This window comes from Bacteroidota bacterium (genome assembly GCA_037133915.1).
Taxonomy (GTDB): Bacteria; Bacteroidota; Bacteroidia; order Bacteroidales; family CAIWKO01; genus JBAXND01.
Genome location: JBAXND010000055.1, coordinates 1 through 22,005 on the forward strand (window position 1 = coordinate 1; position 22,005 = coordinate 22,005).

Consider the following 22,005-nt stretch of genomic DNA (forward strand, 5'->3'; position numbering starts at 1 on the left):
GCTTATGCTTCGGCTTCTTTCAAACTTTTACCGGACAACAGTGATTTCTTATAATTGATTTATTTTGTTTTTATTTTTTAATTTTTCAAATTACCTGATTTTCAAATTATAAAATTATTTTTTTTCAACAGCAGTCACTTTTTGTGCCGGAACAATCGCAACTGGGCTCTGTTCCTCTCAGTAATCCGTTAATGATACCGGCGGCACAGCCTACACCTGATTTCACTGTAATGGCGCCTTCCGGACAGTTTCTGGCACAGGCGCCACATTCCATGCAAGAGTCCTTATGTTGTATAAACGCTTTTTTATCATGAATTGCGAATACTTCATGAGGGCAAACCTGAATGCACATTCTGCATGCATTGCATTTCTGCCGGTCTAGCTCCAGTGTCACAACATCTTTTAAATATACGAGTGTTCTCATCTTATATAAATCTGGTTATAATCCATCCGATTAATCCTGCAGCAGTAGCAATTATCTGCATGGGTAAAGCAAGCTTCATTTCTTTCTGTACACCTGAAAGCGAAGTATAAGTTGATGTTCCGGTAAAATTCATTGCCATGAATGAAGATATTCCGCCGCTTATCAGATACCAGGAAATTATCTCAAATATATTATCTCCGAGCAAATTCAACAACAGAAGGGCCGAGGTAACTATCCATCCTATAGTCAGTCCCTTTAAAGAAAATCGCTTGAATGGAATCCACGGCAACAGCAAGGGTGTTATTACGCATCCTGCAATGTAGGCCGAACCAAGGTTTATAGAAGCCCTGCCACCATTGAGCCAGGCGAGGTTCAAGGAATAGCCGTGAACATTTATTCCTGCCAAAAGAAAGAACAGTGCAGGAATAAGCAGCATATAATATTTGCCGTAAGTGATTTCAACCGGTATCAGCTTTGCACGCTCTGCAATTGGAAATTCTACTTTTCTCATTTGAGGTGTTGCTTTGTAGCCGTTAGCAACAAAAGCTTTAATATCTTCTGCACGAACCGGTCCGTAAACCACTTTGAATCCGGTTGTGTTTTTGACTTCATGCGCCGAAATGCCCGGAGCGCCCAGTTGAGGCAGTATGAGTTTTTTATGGTCAACGATATTCAAAAGCGCATGAACCTTGATGCGGTAAATCAACTCTTTTGTGCCGAAAGTTCCTTTTCCAGCCGCACACCACACATTGATTCCTTTCGTGTCAAGAACAAGCATCCACGCATTCATGCCGTCCAAAGCCCGGCGAACGTGATCGAAGCTGAGTTTATAATTTGCGGTAACAAAAACATCGGCGTTTGCATCGGGATTGCCAACGGCATACAGGCCTGGTTCAACGGTGTAATGCATGCGGCCGATGTTCCACCGTACTTTCATTGTGTCGCGGATGTCGGCGCGGCTCCATGTTGTGGATATCTGCGGAACCGGTCCAAAAACAGTATTAACGGAACCGGTAATATAAGTTTGTTGCATAGTGCATTATATGGTTATCAGAAATCAACTATTTATTATTATTTCAGTTTGTGTTGTTGTCATTTTAATTGCAATTACATCCTGTAAAATATATATCGGTATCGGGCAAAAGGTCTGTAATTGCATTGCGTTGCGGTGTTTTAATGGTGATGCCCCTCATGTCTATTTTCTTTAATGTATTTCTGAGTGATGCCATTTGAGCCGGGAAGCGAATAATTCGATTTCCCCACAAGTCAAGTTCTGATAATGATATAAGCAATGCCATTTCTATCGGCAGTGTTGAAATTTTATTGTGTTTCAGATAGAGCTTTTGCAGGTATGTGAGTGTTCCAATCTCTGCCGGGAGTGTGATTAGTTTATTTGATGAAAGGTCTATGATTCGGAGATTTTTCAGGCTTTTAATTTCACAAGGAATGCTCTTAATTTTATTGTGCGAAAGATTCATTTCCTGAAGGTTTGCAAGCATGAAAACACCCGCAGGGATTTGCTCCAGATGTTGTTTGCTTAGATCCAGACGATAAACTTCGGAAGGATTCAGCAGGGCTTCATCCAGCGAAATAAATATTTTTTGTTTCGTCAAAGTAGCGGTATCAGGCAATTGTGCGGATGCTGCTGATGAGAAAAATGCCATGAACAGTAGGCATAAAATGTATCTGAACATTTTGCTGACGGTCGGTATGAAATGCAATGCTTTATTCATTATTTGATTGAATCATTGAACGAAGTAAATGCTTTAATAATCTGATTCCGCACTTTACGATATACTGCCAAAACTTCTTCTCTGCTGCCTTTTGCATCAGCAGGGTCTTCGAAACCGATATGTTTATGATGTGCCACATTGCCGCTAAAATTGGGGCAGACATCCTTGGCTCCGTCACAGACTGTGATTACGTAATCGAAAGAATCGTTTAAAAACAAGTCGACTGATTTTGGTGTCTGCCTGCTTATGTCGATGCCAATCTCAGCCATCACTTCAACTGCGTAAGGATTGACTCTGTGTTCGGCATGTGTGCCCGCTGAATAAACCTCTGTTGAATGATTCAGTGATTTTAGAAAACCTTCTGCCATCTGGCTGCGGCATGTGTTTCCGGTGCAAATGATAAGTATTTTCATGATTTATAATCTTCAAAATTTTACATAAAAAATGTACACGTAATAAATTCCAACCAGAATAAACGCAACAGCAACAATACCCCTGAACCATTTTTCAAATAGCTTAACCTTATTGTAAAAACTGCCCACACTCGAAAGACTGAATGCCAGTAAATAAGCAACAATGATTACCGGAAGCCCTGTTGCAATCGCAAAAACAAAGGGCAGTCCCAATCCCGACGGGCTGCTGATGGTAATGGGAATGAGCATTCCGAAATACAGCACTCCGCTGTAAGGACAGAATGCCAATGCAAATACAATTCCCAATAGCATGGCGCTCCACCAATTGCTTTTTTTACCGCTGTTCTGCATGCGGTCACTGATTTTATGGAAGCCCTGAAATTTGATTTTGATGAAGTCGAACATGAGAATACCAACAATGATGAGCAGTGGGCCCAAAAACTTTTCGCCATGCGATTGAAAGAACTTTGCTACCTGAAATTTGCTGGCGCCGAAATATAAAATCACTCCAATGCCTGTGTAACTGATAGCGCGGCCCAGCGTGTACCATAATCCGTTAATAAATATTTTCTTTTTATTCTCAATATCCTTGCTGATAAACCCAATGGCAGTGATGTTGGTCGCCAGAGGGCAGGGACTGATGGCGGTCATTATTCCAAGTATGAATGCTGTCAGAAATGGAACGTTTGTGGCATCCAGCCAGTTTTGCAGGACTTCCATACAATTATTTTAAGTAATCTTCAATTTTTAATTTCAACTCAGTAACAAACACATCAGAGCTGTGAATCTTCTGAAATGCCCAGTTGGTAAGGTCTTCGGTTTTTTGCTCTTTGCCATTGGTGTATGAAGTCAACGCAAGCGTAGCACCATAGGCATCGTATTTTTTTACCAGAGTTTGATTTTCGGGCAATTCACAATTCATAATGTAAAGGTCAATTATGCCCGTTTCCAGCTGATTCAGGAAATTTTCGTTGATGGTTTTTCTAATATTGGTCTCAATGGAAATGCAGGTATGGCAACGGTTTGTAATATGAAAATAATAAACCTTCAGTTTCAGGTTTGCCGGATTATTTGAAATAATGGTATCTCCGTTTTGCTGGCTGAATGCCGGAAATGTCAATATAAGCGCGATGATTATCAATGTTACTTTTTTCATTTTCAAATTATCAAATTGTTTTATTCAATCTAACGAAACTTATTTAAGGTATTCAGTGATTTTATTTTTCAGGATTTCAATGAATTTTTCTTCCTTGTTTTTCGCATATTTAAACCCGTCGCCGGTAAGGTCGGTTGTCAGCTCTTTACCTTTAAATACGCGGGCTACAACAATTCCTGAACCGAATATTTCATATTTTTCCGAAACTTCGTTATTGGCATCATCGTCTACATTTAATATATAGCGTTTAATTCGTCCCTGACTGAATTCTTTCGCAAAATAGGTATTCAGTGTCTTTGTTGTTGCTTCTTCAATAGCTATGCATGCGGCACAACGATTGGTTACATGAAAATTATAAATGGTAACAACCGGCAGTCCGGCTTTTGTAATGGTTGCATCCTGTTTTTTGTTCTCAGCATTCTGCGTGTCTTTTGTTGTTGTAATGGCTGTAAGTGAGTCCTTTTGTTTCTGATTTACGGAATCTCCGTTCAATGGCTTGTCTGAATCGGTAGCGGAATTGGTGCATGCGCCAAAGAGCAACATTGCGGTTATTGCCAGAAGTGTTTTTATACTTTTTATCTGTGAACTGTTCATCCTTCTGTAAATTTATTCGTTGAACATTTATTTTGTTTACCCTCCGGACTTGAACAGCATGCGTCATCAAGAATAAATCCTGAAATAAGAACCTTCGCTATTTCCCAGTTTGTTCGGTTGATACAATAATTTATTTTGGGCGGGTCTATATCGCCCTGTATCAACCCCGCGTACTTCAGCTCTTTCAGATGTTGCGACAGCGTGGAGCGAGCAATAGGAATATCACCTATCATCTCACCACTGGTGCAGCATCCGTTCAATTTATTGAGCCGTTCAAGAATATACACCCGGGCAGGATGGCTTATGGCTTTGCCAATTTGCGCAATACGCTGGTGTTGCTCTGTGAATTTTGGTTTAGCAGGCATCTATTTGTATTTTTCAATCAGTTCTTTAATCTCGTTCATTGTCGGAACACGGCCGCTCATCACAATTTTTCCGTTGATAACCAGGCCCGGTGAGCGCAGTATACCGTACGACATAATTCTTTGAATGTCTTCGATTTTTTCTACGTCGGCATCAACACCCATTTCTGCAACAGCGTTAATCACTGTTTTTTCAAGTGTTTTACAATTAAAACATCCGGTTCCCAGCACTTTTATTTCCATGATGAATCGTATTATGTTTTTATATTTCGCAAAAATACGAAATATAAAATTATCAGAAACGAAATAGTGATTTTTATTTTTATCTTTACACGAAATATTATAATGCTTGATATGAAGTTTTCACGTGTAATAAGCGTTATTGTTCTTGTGCTTTCTGTAATTGCGTTTTCCTGCCGTAAATCTGACAGTACAGCCCCTGTGGTGAGTCTGGAAGGCGAGTCTACAATGTCTGTGGTCCTGAATGGCAGTTTCACCGATCCCGGGGCAACGGCACAGGACAACGAGGATGGACGTCTCAACGTGAACGTCAGCGGTACTGTAAATCCTGATTTGGCAGGTGCCTATGTTATTAAATATTCTGCCACCGATGCTGCGGGCAATACGGGTAATGCTGAACGCATAGTAAATGTACTGAACAGTGCTGCTTTTCTTGTTGGGAATTATGCTGCAACCGCTTATTTAACGGCCGATACGGTCTATTATCAAACGTCTTTGGTGGCTTCTACAACTTTGAATAAGCGTGTTTGGCTTCCGGGATTTGCGGCTTACAGTCAGGCGGTTGTATATGCCGATGTGCATGCAGATTCATTAATAGTTCCGCAGCAGGATGTGGTTTTCGGAACGCCGCCGGTTACGCGCTCGTTTAACGGAAAGGGAACAGAGGCTATTATAGGCGATTCAATGATTATCCATATCTTGTTCAATGAAACAACAAGCGGTAACGGGAATTCGGGAGTTGTGCGATTTGCAAGAAAATTGTAATTGTAAGGTCAGGAGTACTAAATTTCGTAAATTTATTGTCGTAACCATTAGATTCATTTTTATGAAAAGGACTTTTTCAATTTTTTGCGGAATATTATTTATATGTCTTTCATTCTGGGCCGGTTGCAAGAAAAATGATACTCCAAAGGATATCACGCCGCCTGTTATCAGTCTGAATGGCTCTTCGCAGGTGTATGTCGAGAAAGGTACTTCATATACTGATGCCGGTGCTACTGCTACCGACAATGTTGACGGGGTAATTACCGATAAAATTGTAGTGACAAATCTTGTAGATGCCAACGTTGAAGGCACTTACTATGTAAAATACAACGTCTCTGACGAAGCCGGCAACAAAGCCACTGAAGTTGTAAGAACGGTCATTGTAAAGATTTTCTGAGTAAGATGTGTATCTTTGCCCACGCAAATGTGCATTTTCAAAGATGCTTAGACGAATAATCTCATTACGCAATATTCATTTTTCAATGCTGCTCAGGCTGGGCATCGTGATGTTTATACTCAGCCTGCAACGCCTGCTCTTTTTTGCATTCAACTTCAGCTCATTCAACGATATCAGTACCTGGGAGTTATTGAAGGTGATGGTAATCGGAATGCGGTTCGATTTGGCAATTGCCGTAATCATCAACGCGTTTTTCCTGCTGTTTTCACTCCTTCCATTCCGTTTTACGGCCCACCGTTATTACCAGACCGTTATCGCATATCTGTTCTATATCACTAATTCGGTGATGTTTGCAGCCAATTGCCTGGATTTTATTTATTTCAGATTTACCTTAAAACGCACAACCTTCGATTTTTTTCAGTACATCGCCATTGGCAATGACACTACTACACTTCTTCCAAGATTTTTAGCCGATTACTGGTATATTTTGCTGATTTGGATAGGGCTGGTTGCGCTCATGGTATTGCTTTACCGTCTTACAAAAGTTAACAAGTACGATACCGAACCGGTCAACTGGCGTTTTTATCTGTACAATACGGCTCTTATTATCGCGTTCACGATTTTTTTCGTGTATATGGGTAGGGGCGGATTTCAGCTGAGACCCATTACCATTATTTCTGCAGGAGAATCAACGGATGCCCGCAATGTGCCGCTGGTGCTTAATACACCGTTTACAATCGTAAATACATGGAATCAGAAAACGCTGAAAAAGCTCGATTATTTTCCGAAAGAAACCTGCGATAAACTGTTTTCTCCTGTGCATAAATTTGGTGCAAACCAACATGATTTTAAACCCGCCAATGTGGTGGTTATTATTCTGGAAAGCTTCTCAAAGGAGCATATCGGTGCGTTGAACAAAGATTTGGATAATGGAACTTATAAAGGCTACACACCATTTTTGGATTCTCTGATTGGTCGAAGTCTGGTATTTGTAAACTGCTTTGCCAACGGCAAAAAATCGATTGAAGGAATACCGGCAGTTTTGGCCAGCGTACCGGGTTTAATGAACACTTCTTATGTATCTTCTATTTATGCAGGAAACAAGCTGGATGCCTTACCAGCGCTGCTCAAAGAAAAAGGATACAGCAGCGCATTCTATCACGGCGGTACCAATGGTACGATGCGTTTTGACGCTTTCGCCCGCATGGCGGGATTTGATAAATATTACGGCCGGTACGAGTACAACAATGAAGCCGATTACGATGGGAACTGGGGCATCTGGGACGAACCGTTCCTGCAGTATTTTGCGATGAACCTCTGCGCAATGAAACAGCCGTTCTGTGCAGGACTGTTCACCCTTTCGTCGCATCATCCATTCAAAGTTCCGGCGAAATATACCGGACGGTTTCCGAAAGGAAGTCTCGATATTCACGAAAGTATCGGTTATACTGATTTTGCGCTCCGCCGGTTTTTTGCGACAGCGTCTAAAATGACCTGGTTTGATAATACACTTTTTGTAATTACAGCCGACCACACCTCGCAAGCAGAGCATGCTTATTACAAAAATAATGTCGGAATGTATGAAGTGCCTCTGATATTTTATATGCATAACAGCACACTCAGCGGGTTCGACAGTACCGTTGTACAGCAAACGGATATTGTGCCTTCGGTGCTCGATTATCTTCATTACGACAAGCCATTTGTTTCTTTTGGTGAAAGCGTGTTTGATAGTGTTTCACCTCATTTTTCTATCAGTTATCTGAATAATATTTATCAATTGATTCGGGGACCGTATGCGCTTGAATTTAATGGTGATAAGCCGCTGTCATTATATGATTACAGAAGAGATCCGGAGCTGAAACAGAACTTGATTGGGCAGGGTAAGCGGGAAGAAGTTGACATGCTCAATTTTACAAAAGCCTTGCTGCAGAGCTATTCGGACAGGATGATATCAAATAAACTCACAGCAAAATAATGATGGAAGGTAAAAGAAAAATACGTTTCATCATCAACCCCGTTTCCGGGATAGGGCGGCAGCGCATTGTTGAGCGCCGTGTAGAGAAGTATCTGGACCATTCTAAGTTTGAACACGAAATTTGCTATACCGAATTTGCAGGACATGCGGTTGACCTGAGTCGCGATGCCGCTGAACAGGGTGTTGATATTGTTGTTGCAGCAGGCGGAGACGGTTCAATCAACGAGGTGGCGCGGGGAGTGCTGGGCTCAAAAACGGCAATCGGTATCATTCCTGTGGGTTCGGGCAACGGGCTGGCGCATTTTCTTCGTATTCCAAGGAGTATAAAGAAAGCGCTGCGTATTATAAATCGTCACAACGTTAAAATTATTGATACCGCAAATATCAACGATAAATTATTTGTAAGTATTGCCGGCATTGGCTTTGATGCTTATGTGGCAGAAAAATTCGCGCGAAGTACCGTCAGGGGTTTCTGGACCTACGCATGGATTATCCTTAAAGAATACACACTGTTTAAGTCAAACCATTTCAAATTTTATATAAATGGCGAAATGATTAAACGGCGTGCGTTTATGGTCAGCTTTGCCAATTCCGACCAGTTCGGTTTTAATTGCGCTATTGCGCCTAAAGCGAAAATTGACGACGGATTGCTGGATGTATGCATCGTGAGCAAACCCAATATTTTATTCGCACCACTCCTGGTGCCACTTATGTTTGCAAAGGTTATTGATATTACACCCTGGATTGAAATCATCCGCACCAGTGAAATCCATTGTTTCCAGTTAAAGAACTTCATTGCCCATATTGACGGCGACCAGGTGCATCTCACCAAAGAACTTATTGTTAAAGTAAATCCGGCTTCCGTTCGGGTTTTAGTGCCATAAATGATGTTTCACCTTGCGTGGTCGCTTCAAATTCTTACCTTCGTATGCTTCAATTTCAGCATATGCAGAACAACATCCCACTTGCCGAACAGCTCAGGCCTGCAAATCTCGATGAATACATCGGGCAGCAGCATCTGGTAGGCAAAGGCGCCATATTGCGCAAAGCCATTGAGTCGGGCAATATTCCGTCGATGATACTGTGGGGTCCGCCCGGGGTGGGAAAGACAACGCTTGGATATATTATTTCTCAGCAGTTGCTGCGACCGTTTTATACACTGAGCGCCGCACATTCCGGTGTTAAAGATGTGCGTGACGTGTTTGAAAAAGCCGCTAAAGACGGCGGAAATGCGATATTGTTTATCGATGAAATTCACCGTTTCAACAAGGCTCAGCAGGATTCTCTTTTGGGTGCAGTTGAAAAAGGTCTTATTACGCTAATAGGCGCTACCACTGAGAATCCTTCGTTTGAAGTGATATCGCCACTGCTGTCGCGCTGCCAGGTTTATATTTTAAAGAATCTTGAAAAGGACGATTTGATTAAGATAACCGAAAGTGCGCGCGTTACACTGGAGAAACAACTGAACGCTACGATTCAGATTCCGGAAACGGAAGCATTTTTGCGCATTTCGGGCGGTGATGCACGTAAATTACTAAATGCAATTGAGCTTGTGGTGGGTGCCCAACTCAAATCCGGCGAACCGCTGGTGATTACGAACGAGCTGGTGTTGGAGACCATTCAACAAAATCTTGCTTTGTATGATAAACAGGGCGAACAGCATTATGATATTATTTCGGCTTTTATAAAATCAATGCGTGGCAGCGATCCCAACGCCGCTGTTTACTGGCTTGCACGGATGGTTGAAGGTGGCGAAGACCCCAAATTTATTGCAAGGCGCATGCTGATTCTGGCATCCGAAGATATCGGCAATGCCAATCCTAACGCACTTTTACTCGCTACCAACTGTTTTCAGGCGATTCACCTGATTGGTTATCCCGAATGTGAACTGATTCTTTCGCAAACGGCCATCTATCTGGCTTCATCGCCCAAAAGCAACGCTTCATACAAAGCAATAAAAAATGCGCATGGTCTGTTGAAAAAGACCGGTGATCTGCCCGTACCACTGCATTTGCGCAATGCACCGACAAAGCTTATGGAAGATATAGGCTACGGCAAGGAATACAGATACGCGCACGATTTTGAGAACAATTTTACCGACCTCGAATTTCTTCCCGAAAAGGTGAGCGGCTCAAAATTATACGACCCTCAGGAAAATCAACGGGAGAAGGAGATACGCAACTGGCTGAAACTGCGCTGGGGCAAAAAATATAATTACTGATTTTTTTGTACTTTTACTTATTAATCTGATATTCATCTTTTGCATGATGAGCATAAAAAAAACCGGAATACTGTGTTTCATTTTTTTGGCTGTATTCGCAGGATGCCGCAAGAACATCAGCCCATCGTGGGATGTGGACATGAACCTGCCTTTGCTGAAGTCAACCATGACTATCAATAAATTAATTGCCGATTCACTTCTTCAAACAAACCCCGATAATTCACTTACACTGGTATACAGAAATTCATTGTACGATTTTTCTGCCGATGCGTTGATTGATATGCCTGATACGATTTCCTACAATTATCTGCCGTCCTTTCCCGGGGCAGTGATTCAACCCGGACAGCAAATTTTGAATGTTACCGAGGAAACCAAATTCAAGTTCAATGGTGCCGAAATTTCAATTATAAAAGTGAGAATTGGCAAGCTGGTGGTTGACTTTACGAATACCTTACACGAAGCTATCATCGTTGATTATACCATAACATCCGCTACTAAAAACGGCGTTCCGCTTCACATTATTGAAACGGTGCCGGGAACCGTGAATGGGAATTCGCATGTTACTAAGGAATATGATATCTCAGGATATTCAATTGATATGAGCGGTCAAAATCACATTAGTGCCAACAGAATTACCACAATTACCGATGCAATGCTTGATCCTGCCGGATCGGCGGTGACGCTTACCGCACAGGATCAGTTCAAGTTCTTTTTCCGCTTCCGCGATATCAGCGCCGATTACGTACGCGGATATTTTGGGAATGAACAATTTGTTTTTGGTCCTGAATCAACGGATTTTAATATTTTCTCAAAATTCACAGGAGGTTCGCTCGGACTCGAAAGTGTAAAACTTAAACTCAATGTTACCAATGGTTTTGGAATAGATTCGCGGGTTGTTTTTGATGAAATAAAATCGGTAAATACACGCACCGGAATTTCGGTGAGCCTGAATGATCCGATTGTCGGTGCACCCTTAAATATTGCTCGCGCTGCTGAAACCGGAAACCCTGTCAACCCTGTAATTCCGTCGCAATACAGTTTCAATCTCGATAATTCGAACATTACAGACTTCATTGAAAATCTGCCCGACCGCATTGATTATAAAATTTCTGTGGACGCCAACCCGCTTGGCAATGTGTCGTCGGGCAATGATTTTATGTATTACGGTCATTACCTCGATGCCTTCCTCGACCTCGAAATACCATTATCAATAATTGCAAATAATCTTACCCTTACGGATACGTTGGCATTCAACCTCGGCGAAGAATCATCGCCCCAGCGAATTAAAGACGGTGTGTTGTCGCTTTACGCGGATAATGGATTTCCTTTCAGTGCAGACCTTTACTTATATCTTTTGAGAGATGACGGAACAACCATGGATTCATTGTTATTTACCAACCATATAGAAGCCGGTGTTATCGATGGTAACAACATGGTAACGGAATCAACACGGTCGGTTTTGCTTATTCCCGTCAGTCCGTCAAAAATTGATGAACTCTATGCCACGCACCGCATGCTGATTGTTGCACGCTTCAATACCGCAGGCGCAGGACAATACGTAAAAATCTACAATAATTATAAACTCGACCTGAAACTTACAGGCAGGTTCACATATCTGGTGACACAGTAACATGAAAAGAATTCTACCTGCAATAATATTATGGATGCTGTCAGCACTGCCGCTTTTCCTGAGTGCACAGTCGGGTAACTTTGGCTTTAATCCTGAAAAGCATAATGTTATTTCGCTGGATGCAAATCTGGAAGTGAACAGTACGGCGGTAACCAATCAGTTTATGTATGATTTTTACAACGGTAAATTCCTGACGGACGAACTGAAAAAGGACAACAGCGCCCGCATGAAGGATTACAATTTGCTGGGATACCGCTTTGATGCCGCACTCACTTTCCGAGTGTCGGATACGGCAAATCGTAACAGCGGTTTTTTTGGAACACTTGAACAGCACGATCGTATTGAGCTGTCGTTCGATAAAGAGTTTTTCGACCTGTACTTTTTTGGAAATGCGCAGTACACCGACCAGTTCGTCCATATTAATAATGTTGGGATGAACATGATTACCTATCAGCAGCTCAAAGCCGGGTTCTATGAATCATTCGGGAAAGACAACCGCCACACGTTGGGGCTGGCTGTGGGATTTGTAAAAGGACAGAAAAACCTTGACGTGGATGTGAAACAGGCGACGCTGTTTACGCAGAAAGACGCTATGTTCATCGCACTCGATGCCGATATGAGTTTGCGTCGTTCCGATTCTGCATCGTCTGATTTGAAGGCAATGAATGGCGCAGGCGCTTCAGTAGATGTGTTCTGGTCTGTAACCGATAATCATAAAAATAATTTCAGAATCAGCCTGTCCGATCTTGGTTTTATTAAATGGAGCAGCCGCTCGCAGCAGTATTCCCGGGATACGCTGTATCATTTCGACGGCTTTGAAGTGAAAGATATGCTTGACATCGGAGCAACAACCTTTACAGGAAAAACAAAAGACAGTATTCTGAATGAATTCTCTTTTGCCGACAAGCACGGAACTTACGATATGTGGCTGCCCATGCAGTTCAATATTTCCTATAACCGTTTATTTTTGAAAGATAGATTTCTGCTGAGCGCCATGGTCAGGCATGAATTCTTCAGTAAATATAAGCCTCAGGTAATCATCAAACCTGCTTATTGCTATCGCTGGAAAAAATCTGAACTGAGGCTCGCCGCGATACTGATGATGCGCGGTTACGGAACATTCAACGCCGGTGCCGAAATCACTGCAAATATTGCGAACAGCTTTTTCCTGCAATTGGGAACCGGATATCTGAATGCTTATCTGAACCCACAGAATGCAGCCGGGATTGGGGGCTATTTTTCTATTGCTAAATCATTTTAACATGAAGTGTTGCCGTATCATATTAATTCTGTTTTTGATGCTTACCGCGATGTGCATAAATACATTTGCACAAACGCCGGTATGGACATACACGTACGGTAACGGGCAGTACGCTTATGGTAAGGGAATTATTGAAGATGCCGATGGCAGCTTTTTTGTTCTGGCGAATGAAGGCAGCAGCAGCAATACAAAAATCAATATCATTAAAATTGATTCTTTGGGAGAAATTCTTTGGAAAAAAGTGATTGGAAGTGAAGCCGTGTATCAGTCGGAGGACTTTAAACGCACACCCGACAAAGGACTGATTATAACCGGATATACCGATAAAAATTTCACATCTTCCTACGATGTGCTCGTGATTAAAACCGATTCAAATGCCAATGTGGAATGGGAAAAAACCTACGGCGGAAGCGATTGGGATATGGCACATGCTGTTCTTGCACTCCCTGATACTACCTATGTTGTGGCCGGTGAAACATACAGTTACGGAAGCGGCAGCAGCGACATCTATATTCTGAAACTTGATGCTGTCGGCGATACCTTGTGGACCATGGTTTATGGCGGCGACAGTTCGGATTATGCCACCTGCCTTGATACCACAAGCGATGGGAATTATTACGTGGGCGCAAATACCAAAAGCTTTGGTGCGGGAGGGTTCGACGGATTGATAATGAAGATGAACCCTTTCGGTGATACGGTGTGGACTGCTGTTTACGGTGATTCTCTTGAAGACCTGATTTATTCGGTGAAAACACTGCCCGACAGCGGATATATTTTTGGTGGCAGCACGCAAGATACAGGTATTAATAAGCAAAAATGGGCAATGCGATTTCACAGCAATGGCTCTTTTATGTGGAGTATCCCGCAATCATGGACTATCTGTCCGCAGGAGGAAGTAATTTGTAGTATAACGGTTGACGATTCTGCGCGTTATGTTTTTGTTGGTACAACAACCTGTTACGGATATGGCCGAAAAGAAGCGTGTTACTCATTAATGGGCGATTACGCGGCATTTTATTGTAGCTATACGCTTGGCTCTGTCTGGGACGACGGACTGGCTTATGCAATTCAAACCCATGACTCCGGGTATATTGCGATAGGCTCCACCGAAGGCATGGGCCCCGGTCTGTCAAATATTCTTATTGCTAAAACCGATAAAGATTGTACAATAGTCGGAACTGCCGTTCATATTGCAGGTACAACAGAAATTTCAGACGAATCGACCAAAATATTCTCCATTCTTGCTAATATTTCAACGGGGTTATTTCAAGTAATGATAAATAGCACTCACGCCTTAGAAAATGCGGATATAACAGTGTATGATATACTCGGAAATATAGTTTACTCGAAGCAGATTCCTTCAGCCGGTTCACAATTGGAACTAAATCTGACCAACTGTACTGATGGCATGTATTTAGTTCGTCTTACTGATTCTTCAATTTCATTTGCCGAAAAAATATTCATCTGCCGATAGCTGGTTTTTTGTCTCTTTAATAAATGCATGATATTTTGTGCCTATGGCACAACCAACTAATAAATGGATATTTTCTAGAAATATCGTGTGCCTAAAGGCACAAACAATTTCTCCCCAATATTTGTTAAGAATTAAAACGGATATGTATATTGCCATCCCTTTAGGGATGCAATATTTCTAGAACAATGATGGTTTATGAAAGATTTGTCCCTATAGGGACAAAATATTTTGTAGCACAAACACCAACCACCACCGGCAACACAATCCTTTTGTATTTTTTGCGTTTATAAATAATAACCCCGATTTCATAAAAACACTTTCGCGAATTACCTTTTTGCCGTTTGTGGTATAAATAGTAAATACAAAAAACTGCGCATCATGAGAAAAACAGCCGGTTTCCTTCTGCTTCTGATAATAACCTGTTCGTATGTTCCCAATTTGATAGCTCAGAACACTGTAGTCGCAAACTTTGAGTTCAGGGATGTGAATGAAAAGCCACTGGCATCCAAACAATTCATTATTTACAAAGCTGACAAAACGGTGCTGTTGAAAGGTATTACCGATGCATCGGGAAATTATACCGCTAAACTTGTAAAAGGCTCTACGCTGACTGTTGAATTTACCGAATCGGGCGAAAATTGGTCGTTTGAACTCAATATCCCGAATAAGGAAGGTCTCAATTCTTTCACCACCGTTTGCAAGATTTCGCTCGAAGCCGGTACAATTCCTGCAGCCGAAACATCGCATACTACACATCTTATTTTCAAAGTTACTGACGAAAATAATGTATATGAACAGGAAGCTGTAATAAGCCTGTCGCAGAACGGCAATGAGGTTTATAACTGTACTACCGGACTTGACGGCACCTGCGCCACCGATATCGACCAGTATCAGACGTATGATCTCACCATTTCAAAATTCGGAAGAATATTCAAAAAGAAAATTGAATTGCCGAAAAATGAACGCTATTCGGAGTACGTCTATAATATAACCATTCAGGTTGTGACACAGTACAAGCGCACTTACACGCTTGACAACGTCTATTTTGATTATGATAAATCCGATATCCGTGAGGAGTCATTTCCTGCCCTGAACGCGCTTTATTCCGCAATGAAAGAAAATCCCGCTATGGTGGTTGAAATTGCCGGACATACCGATAATAAAGGCCCCGACGACTATAACATGGAATTATCGCAGCGCCGCTCAAACGCTGTCCGCGATTATCTGGTGAAGAAAGGTATCTCCGCCAAACGCATCCTTCCGAAAGGCTATGGCGAAAATGAACCCATAGATACCAACGATACAGATGCCGGCCGTCAGAAAAACAGAAGAACAGAAGTTCGCGTGATAAGCGAATAATAATCTGTAAGTCTATAAGTTAAACTGTTTTTATTAACGCCAGAAATGTCTTTTTTCGTATTGAAAACTGTCGGCGCTTTCTTATTTTTGCTTCAGTAAACCTTTCCCCCAAAAAAACTAAAAACTTATGAAAAGGACAATAATGTTCTTTATTGCCGCGCTGTTATGCTGCGGTGCTTTTCAGAGAGCAATGGCTCAGGATAAAATGGTCGTGAACCTCAGATTCAGGTATGAAGACGGTCGCTCCATTCCAAACAAAAATTTTAGAATTTCAAATCCTGACAAATCGATTGTGTATAAAGAAACGTCAAGCGATGAAGGTGATTTCACTATTGTTCTACAAAAAGGATTTGAAGGTTCAATAGAATTTGCTGAAGCAGGCTTTAACTGGTCGTTTGAATTGATTGTGCCTAAAGATTTTGAACTGAATGTTTACGAAAAAGTATGCAAAATTTCAATCAAAACCTTCGATTAATCACCACATTCAATTGCTATTCATGTTCCTTACGGGCGTTCGGAATTACTTTCCAGGTGTTCAGATTGAAATGACTGCCGTGCTGCAGAAATCCCACCTGTATGCCTTCGATGATAATTTCGCCGCCGTCATCAATATCATAATAATTGGAGTATTCCACATTTTCGGTCGATACAACGGTCACCATTTCGTGACCGTAAACTTCAAATATCATCGAAGGTGCAATGATAATACCTGTGTTTTCGCCTATCCCGACGCCTTTGCGTGTGCGGCCTGAGCACAGAAACTGAGTGAGCCTGCCGAGCCGGCCGCGGTTCACAAAACGGGTATCGATGGCAATATTTTTGATGAATCCGAAGCCGTCATGAATGTTGATGCTTCCTTTGGAAAGACCTTTTTCGTCGCCGCCCGTGAATACGGGATCGCCGGTAGCCGATGCGCCTGCACTTGTTCCTGCCACTGTTGCACCTTCATTATTTGCTTTATGAATGGCTTCGAGCAATGCGGTTCCTTCAAGTACATAAATCAGTTTCAGCAGGTCGCCTCCGGTAAAGAAGATAAGGTCAGCTTCAGCAATTTTATCAATGAATTCTTGCTGTTCTGCCTGCTGACGGTCACGAATATCAAGTATCTCAACATTTTTGGCGCCCAGTTTTTTAAAGGCGGTCATATATTCTTCTGCAACGCCTCGTGGATAGGCGGATGCGGACGGAATAATACAAACGTTGTGGGAATTATTGAGCGATAATGTTTTTGCGAGTATGCTTTCCTTGCCTTTTTTTTCTTCGGCACCGCCAATGAGGACGAGATAGCCTTTGCTTGCGCTTTTCCGGATCGGGGTCATCTTTATGTTGTGTTATAGGTAGTAAGGGCAGTTTTGTAAAAAGACCGCAAAGGTACAAAATAAATCAACGCGAAGGCTTACAGGCTGTTCAAAGAAAAAACAGCATCCGAATGAACCGGATGCTGTCCTGTTTTTTTTCCGGCGAAATCCGGATTTAACTTTCTGAAATATTAAAAAGCTACATTACAGCCATTTAATGAGGTTGAAATCCTGACGGTGCGGCATCATCGCATTTCGTGGAAACATCCGGAACGCAAAATCAAATACGCCGACCCGTTCTGCGTGAATGTCGCAACCATAAGTGATGACATTGCAGTTCGAACTTAATATCTTCAACTCCTGCATGTGCGTTATCCGTTCTACCTGATCATTTACCTTCTGACCGAATATTATTTCAATACCGATATCCGAACCGGAAAGTTCATTCATCTTCAGCACGATTTCGGCATGGAATGTTTCGCCCAGCGTGAGTGGGTTTTTATTGGTGTCGGTCATAGTCACCGAAACTACTTCAATGCTTTCCCAGCCACGCAGCATTTTTTGTTTCCATGCTGCCATTTTCTTGGCATTTTCAAAATTATCGGCGGTCATTTCTTTCTCGCGGCCGAACATTTTCAGATAATACTTGTTGTAGTAATCATCCACCATACGTTTCATAGTGAAATGAGGAGTGATGAGTGCTATGGTATTTTTAATGTGAGCCACCCACTTTTCAGGAACGCCCTGGTCGTTTAATCCGTAAAATGCAGGAACAATTTCATTTTCTATGATGTTGTAAATCGTTTCGGCATCCAGTTCATCCTGTATCGGCTGATCCTGGTAGGTGCGTTCTTCTTTGAGTGCCCAACCGGCATCGGGTTTGTAACCTTCGGCCCACCATCCGTCGAGCACGCTGAAATTGGCAACACCGTTCATAATGGCTTTTTCGCCACTGGTGCCTGATGCTTCGAGCGGACGTGTCGGCGTGTTCAACCAAACGTCAACACCTTGTGTCAGTCTTTTACCCAGATCAATATCATAATTCTCCAGAAAGATGATTTTGCCCAGGAATTCAGGTCTGCGGGTAATCTCAAAGATTCTCTTAATCAAATCCTGTCCTGCCTTATCGTTGGGGTGAGCTTTGCCGGCAAATACAAACTGAACGGGTTTATCGATATTATTCACGATGCGTGCCAAACGTTCCAGATTGGAGAACAGTAAATGCGCTCTTTTATAAGTAGCAAATCGCCTTGCAAAACCAATTGTAAGAACGGTTTCACTGAGTGTTTTGTTTGTTTTAAAGATGTTTTTCGGGTTTTCCTGTCTGCGCGTCATTTCATCAACCAGTCGTGTTTTCAGGTAAACGATAAGGTCTTTACGATGTTTTTGCCGCAGCTGCCATATTTTCTCATCGGGGACGTTATAAATCTTTTTCCAGTGGTCGGGATTCGACTGGTCGTTCAGATAACATTCACCAAATTCGGCGTCGTATAATTTTTTCCAGCGTTTAGATACCCATGTAGGGAAATGCACACCATTGGTCACATAACCTATATGCAATTCTTCAGGAAAATATCCCGGGTATAAATCCGAGAATAGCTGGCGGCTTACGCGTCCGTGAATTCTGCTCACACCATTTATCTCCGACGATAGTTTGGCGGCAAGAATACTCATGGAGAATTTTTCGAGATGGTCGTTATCATTGATGCGGCCAAGGTTCATGAAATTTTCCCATGTCATGTTGAGGCGTTCCGCGTAATGCGGAATATAGGTGCGCAATAAATCTTCGCTGAAGGTATCGTGCCCTGCCGGAACTGGCGTATGGGTAGTGAAAAGTGTAGATGCCCTTACCACTTCAAGTGCCTGACTGAACGGAAGTTTTTCGTCCTGAACAAATTTGCGCAAGCGCTCAATGCCGATAAATGCTGCATGACCTTCATTGCAATGATACAGGTTAGGATGAACAGAAAGTGCATCAAGCAGGCGAATACCGCCAACGCCCAGCAGCAATTCCTGTCTAAGCCTGAGGTCGGAATCGCCGCCATACAGGCGATGCGTAATAGCGCGGTCTTCGGGTGTGTTGTCTTCAAAGTCGGTATCCAGCAGGAACAGTGTTACCTGACCAACATACACTTTCCAGATTTTTGCAAATACCACGCGTCCCGGAAATGCCACACTTACTTTAATCCAGTTATTGCCACCTTCACCGTTACCGTTTTCTCCGTTATGTTTTACCGGTATGAGCGGCAAATGCGAAAATTTTTGAGGCGGGTAGGCCGGAAGCTGGTCGCCGAGCAATGAAATGCCCTGTGCAAAATATCCGTAGCGGTAAAGCAAACCGATGCCAACAATGTTTTTCCGTGAGTCGCTGGCTTCTTTCAGATAATCACCTGCAAGTATGCCTAATCCGCCCGAATATATTTTAAGCGAATCATGCAGTCCGAATTCCATGCTGAAATAGGCGACCTGTCTTTCGGGATCGTCCGTTGGGCGGTTCATGTATTTTTCAAAATCACTGTAAACTTTATTCAGTCTATCGGTGAATATTTTATTCTTCTCAAGTTTTATGAAATCTTCAAGCGAGAGCGATTCGATAAGGGCAATGGGATTGTGATGAACAGATTCCCACAGGCTTTTATCAATCATCTCAAACATTTCCTGGGCTTCGAAACTCCATGTCCACCAAAGATTGCGTGTCAGTTTCTGCAGTGCTGACAGGCTTTCGGGAATGCTTGGCTTTATCAGTAACTTTTTCCATTCGGGGCTTACCCTTGTAATTCCCTGAAATCCGGCAACTGTTTCCTGAGGCAGTTTTCCTGCAAAAAGACGCGACCGCAATTCTGTTTTTTGAAGTGCGATATCATAAGCTTCGCGATAATAGGCTATCAGGTTTTTCCATAAGGCTGAACGCGATAAACTAAAGGCGCATTCACCCATTTTTTTGCGTTCGTCTGCCGATTTAATGGTGAAATCAAGAAGCCTTCCGGCGATAGATTCCGTTACTTCCAGATAATTATCTTCGGTGCGGGTGGCAACAAAAACGCACTGGCTTGCTTTCTCTTTAAAAGAAAGCGCCCAGACGCCGAAGCCGGCCAGATTGGTTGTTATAGTCGGGATATGAAAAGCAATACTTTCAAGAGGAGTGTATCCCCATGGTTCATAATAGGAGGGGAACACGGTCATGTCGAAGCCTATCAGCACATCGTAATACGGAAGGTTAAAAATGCCGTCTTCGCCGTTCAGGTAACAGGGTGCGAAAATAATCTTCACTTTGTCTTCAGGGCGGTTGCGGAGGTCATTCTCGCGAATACGTGCAAGCACAGGGTCTGAGTCGGCATCATACAACCAGTGGGTGAGGTATTCATCGCTTTGAGGATGGCGGGCGGCCGGGTTGTTCATCTTTTCAATCAGGTCGTGTCTGGGTCCGGTATGACCGGCAGGTACGGCAATAAAAGCAATGACTTCTTTTTTAAGCTCCGGATTTTTGTTCAGTTTACCCAGGCTGTCAATAAATATTTCTATTCCTTTATTCCTGAATTCGTAACGGCCGCTGTTCAGTATAAGAATGCTGTCTCTGGAAATTGCAGTTCCCGTAAGTGCTTCTGTAACGGTGAACAGGCTTTCGCGGGCCCCGTTGCGCAGTCGCGCAAAGTCTCCGTCGGGCGGAATAAATGAATCTTCAAACCCGTTAGGGGTAATTACATCTACTGTTTTTTTAAGAAAATGCGTGCATTCCTCACCTGTAATACTACTCACAGTTGTGAAGCTGTCGCTTTCATTTGCTGCAATTTTTTCAAGAGAATATTTAGCTGTTACACCAAGGTTACGTGCCATCATTTCTCCGTCATAGCCTTCAAGACCTTTATAAAGGGGCATTGAATTTCCGGCAATTGCTCTGCCCAGAACGGTGGCATGTGTTGTAAACACGCATCCGGCCTGAGGTACATGCGCTTTTAGGTATAATACACCCGTGCCTGTCATCCATTCGTGGAACTGAGCCACCATTTTGTCGTGCGCGTTGATATTGAATTTATAGAAGCTCTCTATGGCTCGTGCAGCAGCGTATCCAAACAATGCCGGTTCAACATAATCCCATTGCCCGGGCAATGAATCCAATTCAAATTTTTCCCAGAATTCGGCAAATATCTTGTCTTTGGAAGCTATAAATTGCGTGAAATCAACCAGAATGGCAACAGGCCGTCCTGCAATATTCCAACGACCAATCTTGAGTTTGAGTCCTTCCGATTCGGCCTGCTCGCGCCATGAGCGGTAGAGGTATTTATCTTCAATAAATTCGGGGTTGTTGCGGGTTTCCATCCACACATCCGGTCCGATAAGGATATAGTTGTCATTAAGTTCTTCGGCAAGCGTAATTGCTTTGGTAGAGATGACAGTGTAAATACCGCCCACTTTGTTACATACTTCCCAGCTTACTTCGAAAAGGAAATCCGGTGCTAATAGTTTATTCTCTGACATTATTTTTTTGTTTATTTTTTAAGAAGGGCAAAGGTACTATTATTTAGGTAAAGGTTAAACCTGAGAGTTTCATTATTGAAATATACGCACTCATATACTGTATTTATAATATGTGTCGGGGGAAATTCAATTCAAGCAACGTGATGCATTAGCACAGGAGGTTTATTGATTCCTGATGAAACGACTGCGAAGGAAATAATTTGGGCAGTGCTTATTTTGTTATGTGT

Annotated in this window: 21 protein-coding genes; 10 read left to right on the top strand and 11 right to left on the bottom strand. The window is 42.5% G+C overall.

Going from position 1 to position 22,005, the window contains the following annotated elements; translation table 11 throughout:
• Positions 1 to 124 precede the first annotated feature (124 nt).
• The 9 genes from hgcB to WCM76_14430 form a co-directional block, all read right to left on the bottom strand.
• Positions 125 to 424, bottom strand: coding sequence for a mercury methylation ferredoxin HgcB (gene hgcB / locus WCM76_14390; protein MEI6766814.1), 300 nt, complete (start codon positions 422 to 424; stop codon positions 125 to 127).
• Between the two features lies 1 nt (position 425).
• Complete coding sequence (gene hgcA, locus WCM76_14395; GenBank protein MEI6766815.1) at positions 426 to 1,457, bottom strand: mercury methylation corrinoid protein HgcA; 1,032 nt, start codon at positions 1,455 to 1,457, stop codon at positions 426 to 428.
• A 64-nt stretch (positions 1,458 to 1,521) separates the two neighbouring features.
• Positions 1,522 to 2,088: a leucine-rich repeat domain-containing protein gene (locus WCM76_14400; protein ID MEI6766816.1), complete on the bottom strand. Its 567-nt coding sequence runs from the start codon at positions 2,086 to 2,088 to the stop codon at positions 1,522 to 1,524.
• Positions 2,089 to 2,156: 68 nt separating this feature from the next.
• Entirely contained in the window at positions 2,157 to 2,570 is a 414-nt protein-coding gene (locus tag WCM76_14405; GenBank protein MEI6766817.1) for an arsenate reductase ArsC, read from the bottom strand.
• Between the two features lie 12 nt (positions 2,571 to 2,582).
• Entirely contained in the window at positions 2,583 to 3,290 is a 708-nt protein-coding gene (locus WCM76_14410) for an aromatic aminobenezylarsenical efflux permease ArsG family transporter (protein MEI6766818.1), read from the bottom strand.
• A 4-nt stretch (positions 3,291 to 3,294) separates the two neighbouring features.
• Positions 3,295 to 3,726 (bottom strand): nitrophenyl compound nitroreductase subunit ArsF family protein, encoded by a 432-nt coding sequence (locus WCM76_14415; GenBank protein ID MEI6766819.1) that lies wholly within the window; start codon positions 3,724 to 3,726, stop codon positions 3,295 to 3,297.
• A gap of 39 nt (positions 3,727 to 3,765) precedes the next feature.
• The gene (locus WCM76_14420; GenBank protein MEI6766820.1) at positions 3,766 to 4,320 is read right to left on the bottom strand and encodes a nitrophenyl compound nitroreductase subunit ArsF family protein; all 555 of its coding nucleotides are present in this window, start codon (positions 4,318 to 4,320) and stop codon (positions 3,766 to 3,768) included.
• The gene (locus tag WCM76_14425) at positions 4,317 to 4,685 is read right to left on the bottom strand and encodes an ArsR family transcriptional regulator (protein MEI6766821.1); all 369 of its coding nucleotides are present in this window, start codon (positions 4,683 to 4,685) and stop codon (positions 4,317 to 4,319) included. Before WCM76_14425 ends, WCM76_14420 begins: the two co-directional genes overlap by 4 nt.
• A complete protein-coding gene (locus WCM76_14430; protein ID MEI6766822.1) occupies positions 4,686 to 4,925 on the bottom strand; it encodes a thioredoxin family protein in 240 nt (79 codons plus the stop codon).
• 111 nt (positions 4,926 to 5,036) lie between these two features.
• On the opposite strand from WCM76_14430, the gene WCM76_14435 reads away from it, so the two are divergent.
• The 10 genes from WCM76_14435 to WCM76_14480 all read left to right on the top strand — a co-directional run bounded on the left by WCM76_14435 (position 5,037) and on the right by WCM76_14480 (position 16,479).
• Entirely contained in the window at positions 5,037 to 5,687 is a 651-nt protein-coding gene (locus tag WCM76_14435; protein ID MEI6766823.1) for a DUF5011 domain-containing protein, read from the top strand.
• Positions 5,688 to 5,748: 61 nt separating this feature from the next.
• The gene (locus tag WCM76_14440) at positions 5,749 to 6,084 is read left to right on the top strand and encodes a DUF5011 domain-containing protein (protein MEI6766824.1); all 336 of its coding nucleotides are present in this window, start codon (positions 5,749 to 5,751) and stop codon (positions 6,082 to 6,084) included.
• 85 nt (positions 6,085 to 6,169) lie between these two features.
• Positions 6,170 to 8,059, top strand: a complete 1,890-nt coding sequence (locus WCM76_14445; protein ID MEI6766825.1) for an LTA synthase family protein — start codon at positions 6,170 to 6,172, stop codon at positions 8,057 to 8,059.
• Positions 8,059 to 8,943, top strand: coding sequence for a diacylglycerol kinase family protein (locus tag WCM76_14450; GenBank protein MEI6766826.1), 885 nt, complete (start codon positions 8,059 to 8,061; stop codon positions 8,941 to 8,943). Before WCM76_14445 ends, WCM76_14450 begins: the two co-directional genes overlap by 1 nt.
• A gap of 62 nt (positions 8,944 to 9,005) precedes the next feature.
• Positions 9,006 to 10,280 carry a replication-associated recombination protein A gene (locus WCM76_14455; GenBank protein ID MEI6766827.1) on the top strand — a complete coding sequence of 425 codons (1,275 nt, stop codon included), beginning with the start codon at positions 9,006 to 9,008 and terminating at the stop codon, positions 10,278 to 10,280.
• A gap of 43 nt (positions 10,281 to 10,323) precedes the next feature.
• Positions 10,324 to 11,910, top strand: coding sequence for a hypothetical protein (locus WCM76_14460; GenBank protein ID MEI6766828.1), 1,587 nt, complete (start codon positions 10,324 to 10,326; stop codon positions 11,908 to 11,910).
• A gap of 1 nt (position 11,911) precedes the next feature.
• Positions 11,912 to 13,171: a DUF5723 family protein gene (locus WCM76_14465; protein ID MEI6766829.1), complete on the top strand. Its 1,260-nt coding sequence runs from the start codon at positions 11,912 to 11,914 to the stop codon at positions 13,169 to 13,171.
• A 37-nt stretch (positions 13,172 to 13,208) separates the two neighbouring features.
• Entirely contained in the window at positions 13,209 to 14,645 is a 1,437-nt protein-coding gene (locus WCM76_14470; GenBank protein ID MEI6766830.1) for a T9SS type A sorting domain-containing protein, read from the top strand.
• A gap of 378 nt (positions 14,646 to 15,023) precedes the next feature.
• Positions 15,024 to 16,004, top strand: coding sequence for an OmpA family protein (locus WCM76_14475; protein MEI6766831.1), 981 nt, complete (start codon positions 15,024 to 15,026; stop codon positions 16,002 to 16,004).
• A 127-nt stretch (positions 16,005 to 16,131) separates the two neighbouring features.
• Positions 16,132 to 16,479: a hypothetical protein gene (locus WCM76_14480; GenBank protein ID MEI6766832.1), complete on the top strand. Its 348-nt coding sequence runs from the start codon at positions 16,132 to 16,134 to the stop codon at positions 16,477 to 16,479.
• Positions 16,480 to 16,495: 16 nt separating this feature from the next.
• Here the strand turns inward: WCM76_14480 and WCM76_14485 are convergent, their stop codons facing one another.
• Complete coding sequence (locus WCM76_14485; protein ID MEI6766833.1) at positions 16,496 to 17,323, bottom strand: cyanophycinase; 828 nt, start codon at positions 17,321 to 17,323, stop codon at positions 16,496 to 16,498.
• A gap of 183 nt (positions 17,324 to 17,506) precedes the next feature.
• Complete coding sequence (gene glgP, locus WCM76_14490) at positions 17,507 to 21,778, bottom strand: alpha-glucan family phosphorylase (GenBank protein ID MEI6766834.1); 4,272 nt, start codon at positions 21,776 to 21,778, stop codon at positions 17,507 to 17,509.
• Between the last annotated feature and the right edge of the window lie 227 nt (positions 21,779 to 22,005).

Bases quoted from the DNA above. Each gene is read 5' to 3' on its own strand.
- WCM76_14455 (MEI6766827.1), top strand. From the start codon at position 9,006: ATGCAGAACAACATCCCACTTGCCGAACAGCTCAGGCCTGCAAATCTC.
- hgcA (MEI6766815.1), bottom strand. From the start codon at position 1,457: ATGCAACAAACTTATATTACCGGTTCCGTTAATACTGTTTTTGGACCG.
- WCM76_14465 (MEI6766829.1), top strand. From the start codon at position 11,912: ATGAAAAGAATTCTACCTGCAATAATATTATGGATGCTGTCAGCACTG.
- WCM76_14470 (MEI6766830.1), top strand. From the start codon at position 13,209: ATGCTTACCGCGATGTGCATAAATACATTTGCACAAACGCCGGTATGG.
- WCM76_14475 (MEI6766831.1), top strand. From the start codon at position 15,024: ATGAGAAAAACAGCCGGTTTCCTTCTGCTTCTGATAATAACCTGTTCG.
- WCM76_14480 (MEI6766832.1), top strand. From the start codon at position 16,132: ATGAAAAGGACAATAATGTTCTTTATTGCCGCGCTGTTATGCTGCGGT.
- WCM76_14400 (MEI6766816.1), bottom strand. From the start codon at position 2,088: ATGGCATTTTTCTCATCAGCAGCATCCGCACAATTGCCTGATACCGCT.
- WCM76_14405 (MEI6766817.1), bottom strand. From the start codon at position 2,570: ATGAAAATACTTATCATTTGCACCGGAAACACATGCCGCAGCCAGATG.
- WCM76_14435 (MEI6766823.1), top strand. From the start codon at position 5,037: ATGAAGTTTTCACGTGTAATAAGCGTTATTGTTCTTGTGCTTTCTGTA.
- glgP (MEI6766834.1), bottom strand. From the start codon at position 21,778: ATGTCAGAGAATAAACTATTAGCACCGGATTTCCTTTTCGAAGTAAGC.
- WCM76_14415 (MEI6766819.1), bottom strand. From the start codon at position 3,726: ATGAAAAAAGTAACATTGATAATCATCGCGCTTATATTGACATTTCCG.
- WCM76_14445 (MEI6766825.1), top strand. From the start codon at position 6,170: ATGCTGCTCAGGCTGGGCATCGTGATGTTTATACTCAGCCTGCAACGC.
- WCM76_14450 (MEI6766826.1), top strand. From the start codon at position 8,059: ATGATGGAAGGTAAAAGAAAAATACGTTTCATCATCAACCCCGTTTCC.
- WCM76_14440 (MEI6766824.1), top strand. From the start codon at position 5,749: ATGAAAAGGACTTTTTCAATTTTTTGCGGAATATTATTTATATGTCTT.
- WCM76_14420 (MEI6766820.1), bottom strand. From the start codon at position 4,320: ATGAACAGTTCACAGATAAAAAGTATAAAAACACTTCTGGCAATAACC.
- WCM76_14460 (MEI6766828.1), top strand. From the start codon at position 10,324: ATGATGAGCATAAAAAAAACCGGAATACTGTGTTTCATTTTTTTGGCT.
- WCM76_14425 (MEI6766821.1), bottom strand. From the start codon at position 4,685: ATGCCTGCTAAACCAAAATTCACAGAGCAACACCAGCGTATTGCGCAA.
- WCM76_14410 (MEI6766818.1), bottom strand. From the start codon at position 3,290: ATGGAAGTCCTGCAAAACTGGCTGGATGCCACAAACGTTCCATTTCTG.
- WCM76_14485 (MEI6766833.1), bottom strand. From the start codon at position 17,323: ATGACCCCGATCCGGAAAAGCGCAAGCAAAGGCTATCTCGTCCTCATT.
- hgcB (MEI6766814.1), bottom strand. From the start codon at position 424: ATGAGAACACTCGTATATTTAAAAGATGTTGTGACACTGGAGCTAGAC.
- WCM76_14430 (MEI6766822.1), bottom strand. From the start codon at position 4,925: ATGGAAATAAAAGTGCTGGGAACCGGATGTTTTAATTGTAAAACACTT.